This window comes from Cupriavidus sp. Agwp_2 (assembly GCF_040784895.1).
Classification (GTDB): domain Bacteria; phylum Pseudomonadota; class Gammaproteobacteria; order Burkholderiales; family Burkholderiaceae; genus Cupriavidus.
Genome location: NZ_CP088085.1, coordinates 170,301 through 187,672, shown reverse-complemented (window position 1 = coordinate 187,672; position 17,372 = coordinate 170,301). Strand labels below are relative to the sequence as shown.

13 protein-coding genes and 1 pseudogene are annotated in these 17,372 nt (G+C 62.8%); 9 read left to right on the top strand and 5 right to left on the bottom strand.

Going from position 1 to position 17,372, the window contains the following annotated elements:
- Window positions 1-18 precede the first annotated feature (18 nt).
- The 9 genes and pseudogenes from LPA45_RS31135 (at window position 19) to LPA45_RS31095 (ending at window position 10,040) form a co-directional block, all read left to right on the top strand.
- Window positions 19-798, top strand: a complete 780-nt coding sequence (locus LPA45_RS31135) for an SDR family NAD(P)-dependent oxidoreductase (RefSeq protein WP_317923104.1) — start codon at window positions 19-21, stop codon at window positions 796-798.
- Between the two features lie 206 nt (window positions 799-1,004).
- The gene (locus LPA45_RS31130) at window positions 1,005-1,940 is read left to right on the top strand and encodes a tripartite tricarboxylate transporter substrate binding protein (RefSeq protein WP_317923105.1); all 936 of its coding nucleotides are present in this window, start codon (window positions 1,005-1,007) and stop codon (window positions 1,938-1,940) included.
- 23 nt (window positions 1,941-1,963) lie between these two features.
- The gene (locus LPA45_RS31125) at window positions 1,964-3,268 is read left to right on the top strand and encodes a D-amino acid dehydrogenase (protein WP_317923106.1); all 1,305 of its coding nucleotides are present in this window, start codon (window positions 1,964-1,966) and stop codon (window positions 3,266-3,268) included.
- Window positions 3,269-3,475: 207 nt separating this feature from the next.
- Complete coding sequence (locus tag LPA45_RS31120; protein ID WP_317923107.1) at window positions 3,476-4,531, top strand: porin; 1,056 nt, start codon at window positions 3,476-3,478, stop codon at window positions 4,529-4,531.
- A 73-nt stretch (window positions 4,532-4,604) separates the two neighbouring features.
- Window positions 4,605-5,723, top strand: a complete 1,119-nt coding sequence (locus LPA45_RS31115) for a Re/Si-specific NAD(P)(+) transhydrogenase subunit alpha (RefSeq protein WP_367395327.1) — start codon at window positions 4,605-4,607, stop codon at window positions 5,721-5,723.
- 22 nt (window positions 5,724-5,745) lie between these two features.
- Window positions 5,746-6,096 carry an NAD(P) transhydrogenase subunit alpha gene (locus LPA45_RS31110; RefSeq protein WP_195429349.1) on the top strand — a complete coding sequence of 117 codons (351 nt, stop codon included), beginning with the start codon at window positions 5,746-5,748 and terminating at the stop codon, window positions 6,094-6,096.
- Window positions 6,093-7,565: an NAD(P)(+) transhydrogenase (Re/Si-specific) subunit beta gene (locus tag LPA45_RS31105; RefSeq protein WP_271816123.1), complete on the top strand. Its 1,473-nt coding sequence runs from the start codon at window positions 6,093-6,095 to the stop codon at window positions 7,563-7,565. Before LPA45_RS31110 ends, LPA45_RS31105 begins: the two co-directional genes overlap by 4 nt.
- Before the next feature lie 135 nt (window positions 7,566-7,700).
- Entirely contained in the window at window positions 7,701-8,573 is an 873-nt protein-coding gene (locus LPA45_RS31100) for an MBL fold metallo-hydrolase (RefSeq protein ID WP_317925521.1), read from the top strand.
- Window positions 8,574-9,091: 518 nt separating this feature from the next.
- A pseudogene (locus tag LPA45_RS31095) lies at window positions 9,092-10,040 on the top strand (transposase).
- Window positions 10,041-10,597: 557 nt separating this feature from the next.
- On the opposite strand, the gene LPA45_RS31090 reads toward LPA45_RS31095, so the two are convergent.
- The 5 genes from LPA45_RS31090 to LPA45_RS31070 all read right to left on the bottom strand — a co-directional run bounded on the left by LPA45_RS31090 (window position 10,598) and on the right by LPA45_RS31070 (window position 17,281).
- A complete protein-coding gene (locus tag LPA45_RS31090; RefSeq protein ID WP_317920170.1) occupies window positions 10,598-12,469 on the bottom strand; it encodes a hypothetical protein in 1,872 nt (623 codons plus the stop codon).
- Window positions 12,470-13,231: 762 nt separating this feature from the next.
- Entirely contained in the window at window positions 13,232-14,599 is a 1,368-nt protein-coding gene (locus LPA45_RS31085; protein WP_317920169.1) for a hypothetical protein, read from the bottom strand.
- Between the two features lie 447 nt (window positions 14,600-15,046).
- On the bottom strand, window positions 15,047-15,283 hold the full coding sequence (locus LPA45_RS31080) for a helix-turn-helix transcriptional regulator (protein WP_367395326.1): 237 nt from the start codon (window positions 15,281-15,283) through the stop codon (window positions 15,047-15,049).
- 603 nt (window positions 15,284-15,886) lie between these two features.
- Window positions 15,887-16,186, bottom strand: coding sequence for a hypothetical protein (locus tag LPA45_RS31075; RefSeq protein WP_116324089.1), 300 nt, complete (start codon window positions 16,184-16,186; stop codon window positions 15,887-15,889).
- Between the two features lie 12 nt (window positions 16,187-16,198).
- The gene (locus tag LPA45_RS31070; RefSeq protein ID WP_116324090.1) at window positions 16,199-17,281 is read right to left on the bottom strand and encodes an IS630 family transposase; all 1,083 of its coding nucleotides are present in this window, start codon (window positions 17,279-17,281) and stop codon (window positions 16,199-16,201) included.
- Between the last annotated feature and the right edge of the window lie 91 nt (window positions 17,282-17,372).

Below are 17,372 nucleotides of genomic sequence, written 5' to 3'. Positions count from 1 at the left end.
CCGAACCGGGAGCGATCAATGGACCTCGGCATTGCAGGGCGCCATGCCCTCGTCTTCGGCGGGAGCAAGGGCATGGGGCGCGCTTGCGCGCACCAACTGGCGGCGGAAGGCGTGAAGGTATACATCGCCGCCCGCACGGAGAGCACGCTGGCCGCGGCGGCAGCGGAAATCGGCGCCGCGACGGGGGGTGACGTCCGCTACGTGGTAGCGGACATCACCAAGGACGAGGGGCGCGTCGCCGCGCTGGCAGCATGCCCTGCCCCAGACATCCTGGTCAACAACGCGGATGGTGCCCCGCCCGGTGATTTTCGCCAGTGGACACCGGCAGACTGGCACGCCGCGATCGATGCCATGATGATCGGGCCGATCGACATGATCCGGCGCACCGTTGACGGCATGATCGATCGTCGCTTCGGCCGCATCGTGAATATCGTCTCGCGCAGCGTGAAGACGCCGCAGCTGGAACTGGGCCTGTCCAATGGCGCTCGCTCTGGCCTCGTCGGCTTCGTCGCAGGGCTTGCGCGCCAGACGGTTCGCCACAACGTCACGATCAACAACCTGCTCCCGGGCGTGTTTGCGACCGATGCCCAGCGCCACCACATCGAAGGCATGCTGGAATCGACCGGCAAGAGCTTCGAGCAACTCTGGAACGAACGCGGCGCCAACAACCCGGCTGGCCGCTATGGCCGGCCGGAAGAGCTGGGCGCACTCTGCGCCTTCATCTGCTCCGGACACGCGAGCTATATCTGCGGTCAGAACATCCTGATCGACGGTGCAGCTTACCCCGGCACCTTCTGAGCCACCAGCTTCTCCGAAGCCATCCTAAGGCAGCGCCGCACGCCGCACCCCACGTCATCGCTCGCGATGGCGCTGCCTTCCCCTGTCCAGCAAGTTACGTTGATCCGGCTATGCAACCACGCCCCCTCACCCAGATCCGTTCCGACCACATGCCCCTCGTACGCATGGGCATCTTCCTCCTATCTTTCGTGACATCCGCAGGCGTCGTGAAAGCGGAATCCAGGCCTGACAGCGCCTACCCCGTTCGTACGATCACCATCGTCGTGCCGCATGCGCCTGGCGGCTCGGTGGACGGCCTTGCGCGCGTGTTCGCGATGAAGCTCGGCCAGGAGCTGAAGCAGACCGTCATTGTCGACAACCGGCCGGGTGCATCGGGCCTTGTCGGGGCTGGCATCGTCGCCCGCGCGGCAGCTGACGGCTACACCCTCTACATCAATGCATCGATCCACAACATCAATCCGATGCTCTATCGGAAGACTATCAAGTTCGATGCGGTCAAGGATTTCACGGCGGTCAGCATGCTCGCGCAAGGCGCGCTGATCTTTAGCGTGAATCCGCAGGTGCCGGCAAACTCGCCGCAAGCATTGGCGCGCGCCGTGAAAGCCAACCCCAAGCAGTACAACTTCGCGACCAGCGGCAACGGCTCCGCCGGCCACCTGGCCCTGTCCCAGTTCATGCATGACAGCGGCATCGCGGACCTGCAGGTGCCCATTGCCCTGTACAAGGGCGGCGGTCCGGCGCTGACCGACCTCATGAGCGGCCAGGCCCAGGGGATGATGGATCCCATGCTCTCGTCGCTGCCCGGGGTCAAGGCCGGCAAGCTGCGCGCGATCGCGGTGACCGGGCGCACGCGCAGCCCGTTGTTGCCGGATGTCCCGACCATGCAGGAAGCGGGCTTCAAGAACTTCGAGTTCTATTCCTGGTACGGCCTGTGGGCGCCGGCCAGGCTGCCCGATGGGATCAGGAAGAAGCTCGACAGCGCCTCGGCGAAGATCATGTCGTCGCCAGACATCAAGGATCGCCTGAACGGACTGGGATTCGAGAGCGCCTACAAGGATGGCGGCGAATTCGAGCAATACATCGACAGCGAAACCAGGCGCTATCGCGCGATCATCGATCGTGCACACATCACGGCCGATTGAATCCTTGGAACGGGGCAGCAGACATGCGCGTACTAGTGCTTGGCGCCGGCGTCGCCGGCATATCCGCCGCCTACCACCTGTGGCGCGATGGCCATGAGGTGACCGTGCTGGAGCGGCAAACGGGGCCGGGGATGGGATCGAGCTTCGGCAACGCAGGGGGCCTTTGCCCCGGCTTTGCCGGGCCGTGGGCGTCGCCGGGCATGCCGTACAAGGTGCTGCGCATGGCTCTGCAAAGGCATGCGCCGGTGCGCTTTTCGATGATGCCGGATGCCGAGCGCCTACGCTGGCTCGTCAAATGGCTCAAGGAATGCAATGCGGAGCGCTTTGGCATCAACAAGGCACGCATGCAGCGCATGGCGCACTACAGCATGCGCTGCATGCAAGCCTTGCGTGACGAAGTGCCGGAGTTCAACTTCGGCTTTCACCGCGACGGCACGCTGCAACTGCTCGAGACCGACCAGGAAGTCGAACTGGCACAGCTGGCCACGCGCACACTCAGCCAGTTCCAGGTGCCATGGCGAATGATGGGGCGCGACGAAGCCATGGCGCTCGAACCATCGCTGCGGGCGTCTGCTACAGCATGGCAAGGCGCACTGCATCTGCCAGACGATGCGTCAGGCGACAGCGCAAAGTTCTGCGCCGGCCTTGCCAGCTATCTTGCCCGTCGCGGCGTGTCGTTTCAGTACGGTGCTTCGGCAACCCGCCTCGTCCATGCGCACGGCCGCCTTCGCAGCGTCGAGATCACGCATGGCGGGCAGACGGATCAGCGCCAGGCCGATGCCTGCGTGGTGGCGCTCGGCTGCCAGGCGCCCGCGCTGCTCGCTACTGCAGGCCTGCGGCTCCCGATCTATCCGCTCAAGGGCTATTCGATCACGATCCCCATTGCCGACACCGGGGCTGCACCGCGCATGGCGATCATGGACGAGCACAACAAGATCATGCTGACTCGCCTGGGCGACAAGTTGCGCGTCGCGGGAATGGCCGAGTTCGTCGGATACGACCTGTCAGTGCGCCGGGTCCGCACGGAACTGCTGTCCGCACTGACGCGACGGCTCCTTCCACGCGGGCTCGACTATGCCGCGGCCACGTCGTGGGCCGGCCTTCGTCCAATGACACCGGACGGGCCGCCCATCCTCGGCGCGACACCGCTGCAGGGCCTCTACCTGAATGCTGGCCACGGCTCCAATGGCTGGACACAGGCATGCGGCACCGGCCGGCTTGTTGCCGACGCGGTCACCGGCAGGCCGCCGGAGATCGACATGGACGGACTGACCGTGGAGCGCTTCGGCATGCACCGCGCCGGATGCGCGCCGGCTCGCGTGGGCTGATCCATTCACTTACACGGCCGCCGCTGCCGGCGGCCCCGTTCGCGCCGAGTGCCATCGGCGTGGATGGCAGCGCCTGCGTGACACGCACGGCCGCCCGCTGAACCGCCTTAGCCGCATCGCCAGTTATCGCCGCATCGCCCGTGCCCGGGCGGTGGCGCGCGCTGCCCTGCGCGGGCAGCAACTCGAACATACCTACGGAGGAGAACGATGAAAACATCAGGAAAGTGCGCCATCGCGGCGTCAATGGGGTGCCTGCTTGCCGCGACGGCACAGGCGCAGTCGAACGTCACGCTGTATGGCGTCATGGATGCCGGCGTGGAGTATGTCAGCCATGCCGGTACGAATGGCTCGGGGTCCGCATACCGGGTCACCTCCGGAAACACTGCGGCATCGCGGTGGGGCATGCGGGGCAAGGAGGCGCTGGGCGCGGACATGAGCGCGATCTTTGTGCTGGAGAGCGGCTTCCTGACGGACACCGGCATGGCCGGATTTGGCGGCCGCCTGTTCGGCCGGCAGGCATTCGTCGGTATCGCGGGGCCTTGGGGCCAGGTCACGCTCGGGCGCCAGAACAATATCCTGTTCGATTTTTTTATCCCCTTTGACGCAAACCGCTATGCGCCGTACTCCGTGCTTGCCCACGATGCGCAGTTCGCGGGTCGGGCCGACAATGCCATCAAGTACACGGGCAACTTCGGCGAACTGACTATCAGCGGGCTGTACAGCGCCGGCTACGACTCGACCATTGCCAATGGCGGCGAAGTCCCCGGCGCGCCTCGCGTGGGCCAGGAGATCGGTGCCGGCGCCTCGTACACCGTCGGCAAGTTCGGACTAGCCATTGCCTATGACCAGCGCCGCGGCACATCCACGGCCACGGCAGGCAACATTGAACGCCGCTACGCAGCAGGACTTCTCTACACCAGCGGCCCCTTCACGGCCGAGGCCGGATACCGGTTCCTGCAGAGCGGACTGGGCGCGCCCGCCAGCCGCTCCCATCTCTACTGGCTGGGCGGTGCTTACGTGGCAAGACCAGCACTGACGCTGCGCGCCGGTATCTACCGGACGGATAACCGTGACTCGGCTGACGACGCCACCAGCTACGTGCTGCAAGCCGCGTACAACCTGTCGAAGCGCACGGAGCTTTATGTCAACGCGTCCTACATGGACAACGCGGGCCGCTCGACGCTGGGCGTGGCGAGCGCGACCAAGGTCGCGCCAGGCGTCGGACAGACCGGCCTGGCAGCGGGCATGAAGCATATTTTCTAGTCCCACACGTGGGGCGCGGCAGGTATCCCCGGCCGCCCGCGACCCACATCGATCATCATCCAAGGAGGCAGAGATGTACATAGGTATCCCGCGCGAGACGCGGGCCGGCGAAACTCGCGTCGCCGCCACGCCCGAGACGGTCAAGAAGTACGTCGCCCAGGGCCACAAGGTGGTCGTCCAGGCCGGCGCCGGCGTTCGCGCCAGCCAGCCCGACGGCGCATACGAGGCGGTCGGCGCCACCATTGGCACTGCCGCCGAAGCGCTGGGCGCACAAATGGTGCTCAAGGTGCGCGCCCCGGACGACGCGGAACTGGCACAGATGAAGCCGGGGTCCGTGCTGGTGGGCATGCTCAACCCCTTCGATGCCGAGAACAACGCACGCATGGCGGCAGCCAACGTGATCGCGTTCGCGCTCGAGGCCGCGCCGCGCACCACGCGCGCGCAGAGCATGGACGTGCTCTCGTCGCAGGCCAATATCGCCGGCTACAAGGCCGTGCTGGTGGCCGCGCACCACTACCAGCGCTTCATGCCGATGCTGATGACCGCCGCCGGCACCGTCAAGGCCGCGCGCGTGCTGATCCTCGGCGCCGGCGTGGCCGGCCTGCAGGCGATCGCCACCGCCAAGCGCCTGGGCGCGGTGATCGAAGCGTCCGACGTGCGCCCCGCGGTCAAGGAACAGATCGAATCGCTCGGCGGCAAATTCCTCGACGTGCCGTTCCTGACCGACGAAGAGCGCGAGATCGCGCAAGGCGTGGGCGGCTATGCGCGCCCGATGCCGCCGGACTGGATGAAGCGCCAGGCCGAGCTGGTGCACCAGCGCGCGATCCAGGCCGACATCGTCATCACCACCGCGCTGATCCCGGGCCGCAAGGCGCCGGTGCTGCTGCAGGAAGCTACCGTGCAGCAGATGAAGCCGGGCTCGGTGGTGGTCGACCTGGCCGCCGCGCAGGGCGGCAACTGCCCGCTGACGGTGGCCGACGAAGTGGTCGAGCGCCACGGCGTCATCCTCATCGGCCATACCAACCTGGCCAGCATGGTGGCGGCCGACGCCTCGGCGCTCTACGCGCGCAACGTGCTCGACTTCCTCAAGCTGCTGATCGACAAGGACGGCAAGCTCGCGATCAACCCCGACGACGACATCGTCGCGGCCTGCCTGATGACGCGGCGCGAGCAACTGGCGCTGGCCAGCTGAACCGGCAATCTAGGAGATATCGATGGAAATGGTTAGCCACACGGTGATCAACCTGATCATCTTTGTACTGGCGATCTACGTGGGCTACCACGTAGTCTGGACGGTCACCCCCGCGCTGCACACGCCGTTGATGGCGGTGACCAACGCGATCTCGGCCATCATCATCGTCGGCGCCATGCTCGCAGCGGGCCTGACCGAAGGCTACGTTGGCCGCGCCATGGGCACGCTGGCGGTAGCACTGGCCGCGGTCAATGTGTTCGGCGGCTTCCTGGTCACGCAACGCATGCTGGAGATGTTCAGGAAGAAGGCTCCCAGGGCGCAGGCTGAAGCCAAGGGGCAGCCTGGCGGCAAGCTGGCGGAGGTGGCGCAATGAATGGCCTGTCGATGAATATGGTGACGCTGTCCTACCTGGGCGCGTCGGTCTGCTTTATCCAGGCGCTCAAGGGGCTGTCACACCCGACCACGGCGCGGCGCGGCAATGTCTTCGGCATGGCCGGCATGGTGGTCGCGGCGCTTACCACGGTGGCGCTGATCTTCAAGCTGAAGGGCGAACTGCTGTCCGGCGGGGCGGACCCGTCCGCGCCGGGCACCGGCCTGGCGCTGATCCTGGCCGCGCTGGTGGTGGGCGGCGGCATCGGCGCCTATGTGGCAAAGAAAGTCCAGATGACCAAGATGCCGGAACTGGTGGCGGCGATGCACTCGCTGATCGGCCTGGCGGCGGTGTTCATTTCGGTCGCGGCAGTGGCGGAGCCCGCGGCGTTCGGCATCACGGCTGCCGGTTCGCATGACATCCCGCTGGGCAATCGCATCGAGCTGTTCATCGGCTGCTTCGTCGGTGCCATCACCTTCTCCGGTTCGGTGATCGCCTTCGGCAAGCTGGCCGGGCGCTACAAGTTTCGCCTGTTCCAGGGCGCGCCGGTGGTGTTCGCCGGCCAGCACTGGCTGAACCTGCTGCTGGCGGTGGCGATGGTGGGCTTTGGCATTGCGTTCTTCCTGACGCAGGACTGGCTGCCGTTCCTGGTCATGCTGGTGATTGCCTTCGTGCTGGGCGTGCTGATCATCATCCCGATCGGCGGCGCCGACATGCCGGTGGTGGTGTCGATGCTGAACTCGTACTCGGGCTGGGCGGCGGCGGGCATCGGCTTCTCGCTGAACAACCCGATGCTGATCATCGCCGGCTCGCTGGTGGGATCGTCCGGTGCCATCCTGTCGTACATCATGTGCCGGGCGATGAACCGCTCGTTCTTCAACGTGATCCTCGGGGGCTTCGGCAGCGACGCCGCCGCCGCGAGCGGCCCGGCAGGGCAGGCCCAGCGCAACGTGAAATCGGGTTCGGCCGACGACGCCGCCTTCCTGATGGGCAATGCGGAGACGGTCATTATTGTCCCGGGCTACGGCCTCGCGGTCGCGCGGGCCCAGCATGCGCTCAAGGAACTGACCGAAGCGCTCACGGAAAAGGGCGTGACCGTGAAATACGCGATCCACCCGGTGGCGGGCCGCATGCCCGGCCACATGAACGTGCTGCTGGCCGAGGCCGAGGTGCCGTACGACCAGGTCTTCGAGATGGAAGACATCAACAGCGAGTTTGGCCAGGCCGACGTGGTGCTGGTGCTGGGCGCCAACGACGTGGTCAACCCGGCGGCCAAAACCGATCCCAAGTCGCCGATCGCCGGCATGCCGATCCTGGAGGCGTACAAGGCCAAGACCATCATCGTCAACAAGCGCTCGATGGCCGCCGGCTATGCCGGCCTGGACAACGAGCTGTTCTACATGGACAAGACCATGATGGTGTTCGGCGACGCCAAGAAGGTGGTCGAGGACACGTTCAAGGCACTTGCATAGATCCCCGACCGCTTTTGCGCTCAACGTAAGCAGACTGCTGAAAACGCCGGCTTTGCGCCGGCACACCGAGATGCCGTTTCACGGCGCTCCGATCACAAGCCCACGATGACACCAGCCCAAAATTCCTCGTCGCCTATGGAAGTCGACGCCTTCTTCGACCCCGATACCGGGACCCTAAGCTACATTTTGCTCGATAGCTCCAGCCGGCAATGCGCCCTTATCGACAGCGTGCTCGACTACGACCCGAAGTCCGGCCGCACCCGCACCACCAGCGCCGACCGGCTGGTAGCGCGCGTGCAGGAACTGGATGCGACCGTGCAATGGATTCTCGAAACTCATGTCCATGCCGACCATCTCTCGGCCGCGCCATATCTAAAGCGGCGACTCGGCGGACATACCGCCATTGGGAACCAGATCACCACAGTACAGAAGGTCTTCGGCAAGCTGTTCAATGCCGGTCCGGAATTCTCGCGCGAGGGGTGCCAGTTCGATCTGCTGCTGAACGATGGCGATACCTTTGCCATCGGTAGCCTGCAGGCGCGGGCGATGCACACGCCCGGCCACACACCGGCCTGCATGACCTATGTGATCGGCGACAGCGACGGCCATGAGATGGCAGCCTTCGTCGGCGACACACTGTTCATGCCCGACTATGGTACCGCCCGCTGCGACTTTCCGGGCGGCGATGCAGGCACTCTTTACCGTTCCATCGGCAAGTTGCTGACCCTCCCGCCGGAGACTTGCCTTTACATGTGCCACGACTACAAGCCTGACGGCCAGGAACTACGCTACGTGACCACGGTAGCAGACGAGCGCGCGAACAACATCCATGTGCGCGATGGCATCCCGGCGGAGGAATTTGTCGCGATGCGCGAGGCGCGGGATGCCACGTTACCGATGCCCGCGCTGATCCTCCCCTCAGTGCAGGTCAACATGCGCGCCGGTGAATTCCCAACGCCAGAATCCAACGGCGTGCGCTATCTAAAAATTCCACTCGACGCGCCATGAACAGGAAGGCTTTCGCCAGCGCCGTAGCGTCTTGAAAAAAATGAAAGGGACCAGCTGCCCTCACCCCGCTGACCTTTGGGGTAAAACCTAGGAAGGGACATCCGGGCACAACGTTTTCGAACCATATTGCTGCGCCCTGCGAAGGCTGGAACTTGGAGCCAGTCCACGCGCGGCGAGTCTGGAGGGCAGCGGCAGCTTCCGGCAGTCGGGAAGAGCCGGCCGGCACCGCGCTCACTCGGCGGATGCCGAGCCAGGCGTTAGTTTTGCCGCGCGGTAGCAGATAGCTGGACGTTCGTCGGAAGCGGCCGCGAACCGAGGCAGGCCGTTCGCCAGCGACAGCTCTCGTGCACTATATCTAGCAGAAGCAGGTGTGGGGCCCTCAGCGCTTGGATTGGTACCGACCTGATGGTCGCCACCAGCACCGTGTGCGCAACCACCAACCCCTTCGACCGCCTCCCTCGACCACCGGCCTCGCCCATTTCGCCCGAGCCACCGCCCGCACGCGACTGACCGCGCTCATGCCGGCCCCGCTGGAGCTGGCGGACATCCTGCGCCGCCACGGTCCGTCGCATCGTCAACTGCACGCCGACTTGCTTGGTCGCGAGCCGCAGCGTGTCATGCGCGCCATCGAGCAATGCCGTACCGCGGCCTTGGGCGGTCATGTCGAGCAGTGTGATAGCTGCGGCCATCAGCGTATTGCCTATAACTCATGTCGTAATCGGCACTGTCCGAAGTGCCAGTCGCTCGCCCGCGCGCAGTGGCTTGACGACCGCCAGGCGAACCTCCTGCCTGTGCCGTACTTCCATGTCGTCTTTACCGTGCCCGAGCCAATCGCGGCTCGCGCGCCTATTCCGGCGATTGTTTCTCGCGCGCCTGCAACATGCCTTCGACGCCGGAAGGCTGCGATTCTTCTCAACGCTAGCGCACTTGGCCAAGCGGGACTCCTTCCTCGGCCATCTTGTCGGCCCGCGCCACACAGAGTGGGTCGTCTATGCTAAGGAGCCGTTCGGTGGCCCCCGGCAGGTCCTGGACTATCTGGGCCGCTACACGCATCGCGTAGCGATCTCCAACAACCGGCTACTTGAGCTTACCGAGGAGCACGTCACGTTCCGCTGGAAGGACTATCGCCACCCCGGCGAGCCGCACGCGATGTCCTTACCCGCCCACGAATTCATCCGACGCTTCCTGCTGCACGTGCTGCCGCGAGGATTCCAGCGGATCCGCCACTACGGCCTGCTCAGCAATCGCTCACGCGAGCGTGGGCTGGCCGATTGTCGCCGGTTGCTCGAGGCCCCGCCCTTGCGCGAGGTTCGCCTTCTCCCGCAGTCTGACTACCGCGACCGCTACGAGAAGCTGACCGGCCGGTCGTTGTACGACTGTCCCGTCTGCGCGCGGGGGCGCATGTTTTGTATCGAGCGCCTGTTGCCAACCGCTTTGCCACGCGCACCGCCGAGGAGGGTTGCATGACCCCCCACGCGCGTGCCGTCAATCACTGCGTTCGCTCCCTTTGGCGCGACACAGCAGACAGGTTCGTGCCACAGGCCTCCAAGCGTCGCCGGCTCCGCCTAGGGTCAGCCGCCGATCCCACGCAATGGCATCCATTGCCCACTCAGGTGCGAAGCGAAACTCCCAATCCGCACTGTCGCTGGCATCCGACCCCCAGGCGCAACGCGATTCAATGCCCATAGCTCCCACGGCCCGTGGAGCGGTTTAGCTCAAGTATTTTTTTGCACAGCGAAGACGGGACGCGCAACTGTGCCCATGCTGACCATTGCGCCGTCTCCGCTGCGCAAAAAACTCTCTGGCTTATTGCCTCCTCCTGCGTTGCGGCGTCTCCGAGCGCCGCTCGCTAAGGCGCGTGCTTATTCGAGAGCACGCAACGGCGGGTATCCAGCCACAAACGGTCGGCCAGCCAGCGGCCCTTTAAAGCAGGCAACTAAAGGCTTCGAGGGTTGACCCTCCGTGCCTGTACCTCGGCAAGCAATGCAATGCCGGAGACACTCCCACTCCACTACTCAGCGGCTTCAGGCGTCCGCACCGGGTAATGTCTTCTCCACCGTCGGCGCAGCACCGACGGTGTTGGTTTGCTTCCTCGCGACTTGATCGCGGTAGTGCAGCCGCTGCTCGTGCACTGGCAGCACGTTCGGCGTCAGGGGGATGTCCAGCGGCATTTCCTGCACGTGCCACGGTTTGGACGGTGCGCGGCCTGCAGGGCAATGCAGCAATGTCAATTTGCGGCACGACGACAGTCGCTGATGGAGCGCGTTGGGAAGGGGCACGTCCAGGAAGTCGAACTCCTCCTCAGAGCTCGCAGCATCGAAAAAGACAAATACGCGCCGTTTTTCTTCGTAGACCGCCTTCACCAGTTTGCCCTGCATATGGAACGGCATCGCGTGGAGCAACCACACCTCATTGCTTCCGTCGAACACCATGAGTTCGAAGAAATCCAGCCGGCCAAGTGCAGCAGGAGACTGCAGGATCTGCTCTAGTGAGGTCTTCGCCTGCTGCAGGGAGCGGAAGAACAGGATGCTGTTGAGCCGGATCACCAAGCGGTCGAGCGCCGGAAAGCGCGTCGGGACGCGACTGTCGTTGCCGGACAGTGCGGCTGTCTTGCAATGCAGCAGATCCAGCAGCAGCTCGCGCTTGTGGCGCTGTTCGATGAGAAGCGCAAGCGTGAGCACCAGCACAGTGATCAGGAAGGCGGCGGCCGTGGCTTCAAGTCGGCCGTAATCCAGCAGCCCAGCAAGCAAAGCCCACGCTGGAACAAACACCAGAGCCGCGGAGAACAGGAAAGACCGCAGCGCACCCAGAGATTCCTTGAATTGTGCCCGGTCCTTGGCCTCCACCTCCCGAGGATTGAAGACCTTGTAGACTTTGTACGACATCCCCATCAACGAGTACACGGCATTGCGGACCTTGTCGTAGTCCTCACCTTCGCCGAAAGGATGCACAAACTTGCCCCGCGCATCCACACGCCAGGGCGGCGAGACGCTCGTGATGAGCCCGACGTGGTCGCGTAGGAGTCGCAGCGAGACACCCGAGTCGGGAAACGCGAAGGCACGCTCCAGCGCGATCGGCCGCACGGTGTAAGGCGGATCGCCACCGGGGAACTCGACCGCAAGCCACTCGGTGAGCTCGTCGAGCGAGCCAACAAACGTGTGCCGCGTGGCGATCACCTTTATCATTGTGGAGACGACCGTACCGGCCACCGCGAAAGTCATGAGCGATTTGGCCCACAGCGTGTTCGCAGCGGCCAGTAGCGACGGTGGTTGGAACGCGGCCAACTCGCCGAACAGCGCCTGCGGCACGCCGAGCGAAACGACGTCGGCAAACATATAGGCGAAGAAGCCGAGCCAACTCAGCATGGACGGTGGCTCTTGAAGCGCAGGATCGATGAAGATGGTCGTGGTTGGGCAAGCAGTTGCGTACATCAGCAGCGGCATGGCCATCAGCCCTGCCACCTTGATGCGCCCGACCATCTTTTGGCGCGAGGTCTCCGACACGCTGAGCACGTAAGTCATGGCCCAGTAAGCGGCAGAGCCGGTGAAGTACGCCGCCATGCCATACGCCACCGCCGACAGGATGGCCAGGTGTCCGACCAGTCCCGCTGCGAACCACACAATGCCAAACAACGCGAGTATGACAAGACCCAGGCGGGCGAGCACACCGGCCAGCTTCGCGGCGATTCGCTCCAGCGCAATGAGCAGCGGCACGGCGCGCCGCGACTCCTCCTCGAACTCGCGAAGCTGCTCGGAGGACTCGATAGCCTGTGGCAGCAGCCGTGCGAGCACATGACGTGACACGAGTGGATCGTTTCGGATAACCTCCCAGCGGATCACCGCGTCACGGTCGAGCACATCAGGCCGTACTGGCGGCTGCTGCGGGTCGCTGTCCATATGGCGTCCTCCCCTAACCATCCGGCGGGCCGCGTGTCAGGAGGTGCACCGCGGCACCCGACCGCGCAGGCAGATGGATGCCGAGACTTCAGCCCCTATGCGCCGACATTACCGAAAGCGGCAGGCACAACTTACCTGATCACTAAGTCCGACGAACAGATGCAGCTTAACGTCGCCGGCTGGTAAAGCGCAAGACGACACACCCTGCCGAAAGGGGCACCGTGCAATTGGTGATGTCGCCGCAGAGTTCGTTCAGGGGTGCAACGGGTCGGCTAAAGACGACGAGCATGACCTTTGGCGGGATCCTCGCCACAGCCCAATAATTTCGTGATCATGAAATTATTGGGCTCTTCCTAGAACTGTCGCCTGCCAAACCTGCAGCCTAGTTCACCGGGCCTCTGTGAAGTGCTCTGCGGGAGTCTTCGCAAGAGTTTATACTGATCCTCGTCTCCTCTCTTTCTCCGAAAGGGATTCATGCCCGCCCGAGCAGCGGGCATTCTTTTGCTTGTATTCCCGATCGACTAGCCAGAAGTCCCCGGAAGTCAGGATTCTCACGTCCGCCACCAACAGAGTCGAGTGCGAAAAAATCAGCTAACCATGTACTGTGCCTCGATCATAGGATTGGTATTCATTGATTGTACGTCGTCACCTCCGCCGCCGCAGGCCGTCAACAACAGCGCACACGCGATTCCAGTTAGCCAAAGAACAGGACTTTTAAACATTTGCCGTTGCGTCATGATCCACCTCGCTTGATAAGGCACCTCACCTCCTGCGTTGTCGCTCAAGAAGGAAGTTGTACGGGAAGAACGTGGCGTCGGAAGCGAAACCGATAATATCGCCACGATTGTTGATCGCCGCGAAAGAGTTATAGCGGAGGCCCTCCGGCGCGCCTTCGATGGCCTCCAGCAGGTTGAAACGCACGCCAGGACGTGGAACAACGTAGACATTGCCTCTTTCGGAGGCAGGCCTTGTGACCCCATAGATCAGGATTTGCTCGTCGTTACTGACCTTAAGATTTCCACTGATTGTCGGGTACTCTGGGATCCCTTGAGTGAAATGGTTGGTGAATCGCCCGTTTCGGTCCCAGATGCCGACATGTTCGATGCCGCCCGGGATGAATGACCAGCCTACAAATTCATCGTGCTTGTTAGCGTCCTCGATCCTCGTATCGGTATCGCCCTGGAAGACGGGCGAGAACAGGGTCGTTTTGCCGGTCTTTGGATCCATGTGATACGCCCGGTGGGTGATGACGTTCGCAGAATCCACTGCGAAGATCGCGTTTCCAAAAATAAGCCCGCCGTTGCTAAGACCGTAAGTCGCCACGCGGTAGCCGACATCCTCTAAATGGACAGCAGTCCATCTTCCTCCATCGTAGAGCCAGAGCGAAAAGGCGAAACTTTGGTCTTGGGATACCACTAAAGCGACATCGTCATCAGTGATGCCAACCACTTGGCTGCTTACTTCCCCTGGTTGTCTCGGGATGAGTTCAATTCCTGACCTCCGAGCGAACGCTGCTTGCCCATAGAAAAAGACCGGGTCAGTCACCACCATCCCGGCGGCAGTGCCCTTGTCATTGGCGACATTAGGAATGAAGTTCCTCACGCGTGCGTAAATCTCTTTGTTGCGAATGAAAACTACGTCATTGAGAACATCATCTCCTGTAAATGCGGCCGCCCATCCAATGATCCGACCGGCATCATTCAAACTAAGTGGTTGGATTCCGAGGTTGTATTCAACCGGGGCTAATGCATCTAGTGACGTATATTGATAGTCAGGCGGCTGCTGCGGCGTCCTGCGCGCAGTCGTTGAGAGACTGCCGGCACTTAACTGCGCTTCCTCAACTGGCTTGAAAATATCAGGTCGCTTCGTCGCCAAGCGCGCATATAGCGCCTCTGGAATCCGTTGCCCAGTTCCGCTGAGGCATGGGTCCGGAACCGCGGCGGCTCGCCGGTTGGCCGCATCGAGCACGGCTTTCCCCATGACTTGCGGGTCGCGGGAAGCATCCCGCATAAACCAGGCGCCAGCGGGATCTCTGACAATGCACCCCATTTCGGCTGAGACCGATGGCTTAGAGATTGTGGCTAGAAATAACGCAGCGCCACACGCCGCGATGAGCTTGGCGAGTTGCATGATTGTTCTTCCCTTCATTGTTGCAAGCAGACTTGTCACCCCCTGTTAGAGAATGGGCCAGGATGATCACGTCAGCGACCGCGTTTCCCTGACGACGAACGATCCGTGTTCATAGTAGTGACGTGCGGTTGCATTGCTACTCCCATTTGGGAGGGACAGGTACCCTAGGCGATTCTCTGTTAGGACGATCTGCTCGCACGCCCCCGCTCACGCGCAGGCCATCCTCCAGGTCTAGTACTGGCTTCGACGCGTGCATGACAAATGCGAAAGACCTCTCCCAGTGGGGAGCTGATCACGGGCAACGAAGTGCGTCAATTCTTGAGGGCGCCTGATTCGCCTTCGTCCCCTGCCCCGACCGCGCCCACCGGTGCCTGTCGTGTGGCTACGCCGGTGGTGGTGCAACGCCAATCAACGGGCAAGGGTTAGGCAGTGCATCTTTCCTATGGGTTAAGGTCGCTGAAAGCTGAGGGAGTCAGAGCTGGAATCACCGCTTACTGGTTGGCCTCTGAGCAGAAGGGAAACCAACTCACCTTGGCGGTGCGTACCGGTCTTTGCCAAAACATGTTTGAGGTAACCACGCGCGGTGCCGATCGTAATCCCCAGCTGCGATGCCACATCGGTAAGCGCTAATCCACTCGCTAGCATGGCAGCCAGTTCGGATTCGCGCTGGGTCAGGTCGAACATTTCGGCGGCGTGAATAGGTTCAGCGCCTGGTGGCACGTCGGGGTCTACCACAAACAAGATTGCGCGCGTCGCATTACTGACCCCATTTAGCCGGCAGGCGTCTTGGACAGGAACTACTGTAACAAGTAGGGGCGGCCGCGGCTGTCTGCGCGAAAGATGGCACCTGAGAGCGGGATGATGGATCGCACCCTCGCTGGCGTCACGCGACTGATGGTTAAAGGCGATCGCTCTAGCGACTAACTCCGATAGAAGTTTGGACTCGGCAGGAGTCGAGGAAGAAATCCCTTGCTCCCGCAAGAGTAAGCCGTCGCCAACAGCGGCGATCATTTCTGCCCTCGCGTTCGCAAAGACCGGCCGCATCCAAACATCCACAAGTATGACGCCCACATTCAATTGGCCGAATACCTCAAGAGCCCATCTCCCCTGCAAGTCCGCAGCTTCTATTCGGTGCCGGACCGCCAAGGCAGTTAGGAGGTGGGGCACAAGCATGCGAAAGGCGCCAACGTCTTCTTCTGTGAAGTCCCGCTCACCTAGGTTACGTCCTGCAGAAAGGAGGATTCTCCGCTCCGGCGTTCTGGCTAGTACAACATCCCTTAAATAGCTTCAATAATTATCGGGCTGCAGATACGGGTTCAAGAGCGAGACGACCACCTCGGCCATCTCGTCGAGTGTACCGTTGCCTGGCAACGGTTCCCAACGCCCGCTATGGGTGCGAAAAGCTGCGCCATAACGATTGCGACCGAGCTCGGTCAACCGAGCCACCACGGTCGGCTCTTGGTCGTCCAGACGCTTAATCAACAGGTGACGCCCGTAGGCTTGCGTGATGATCTGCTCGTGGCCGAGCAGGCTGCGCAGTTGCCCCTGCAATTTGGCAGCATAATGTTTGGCGGGTAAGGCTGACATTTCTATCCTCGATTACGATGCGCCGGTTTGCAGCGGATAGCCCCGGAAAGACCATTTGAACGGGCACGCCGCCTGATTGTGCGCGCGGACAAACTGTTCGGTGCGCTCGCGCAGGTGCGCGATGCTGGTGTGGCTCGCATTGCGCAGTACCCGGCGCGTGTAGCGGGCAAACCAGAGTTCGATCTGATTGACCCAACTCGCGTGCAATGGCGTGAAGTGGAAGTGAAACCGCCCATCGTGTCGCGCGTTGAACGCCTGCCAGACGGCCTGGGCGCAATGTGTGTTCAGGTTGTCCCACACGACGTGCACCTGTTTGCCCGGATACGCGGCGGCCACGCGCTCCATGAAGGCCACCAGGTCGTCCTGGGTGCGCCGGTCGCGGCATTCTGCCAACACCTGTCCGGTGTGCACGTCCAGCGCTGCAATCAACGCCTGGGTGCCGTGACGAACATACTCAAACTCGCGACGACGCAGTCGTCCCGGTGCAGGTGCGCGTCCAGGGTGCTTGCGTTCGATGGCCTGAATGCCGGTCTTCTCGTCGATACTGAGCACCACCGCGTTCCGAGGCGCCTTGCGATACAGCTTGCAAATCCCGTTGACCTTCTCACGAAAGGCCGGATCTGGGCTATGCAGCCATTGCTGGACCCGGTGCGGACGCACGTCGCCGGCCTGCAGAATGCGCTGCACCTGGCTGCGGCTGATTTGCTCGACGACTCCACGCTCCACAGCGCGCGTCACGATCTCATCGAGCGTGGGCGTGACTCGACCTTCAGGTTCCTGCGTCTCACATGCCAGCGCAATCAACTGCAGTCGCGCCTCCTGGCTGATACGTGGCGGCCGGCCACTGCGCTCGCCCTCCCGAATTCCTTGGACACCTTGCTGCGCAATGCGCTTACGCCACAGGCAGACCGTTTGCGCCGATACACCCAGTTCCCGCGCAATGACCGTGTTAGCGTGACCCTCGTGGGCCCACAACGCGATTCGCGCACGCATCACATCTCGCTGCGCGGCCGTCTTCCGCTCGATCAGCGTTTGCAGTTCCTGTCTTTCCCTTTTCGCCAGCTTCACTGGCATTGCTTGGCGGCCTCGGCTCATCCCGCCATGATATCCGAGGCGATTACTTATTCCAGATATTTACGGGATGTTGTACTAGCGGCGCAATGATCCCGTAAAAGGCGTCCGCTGG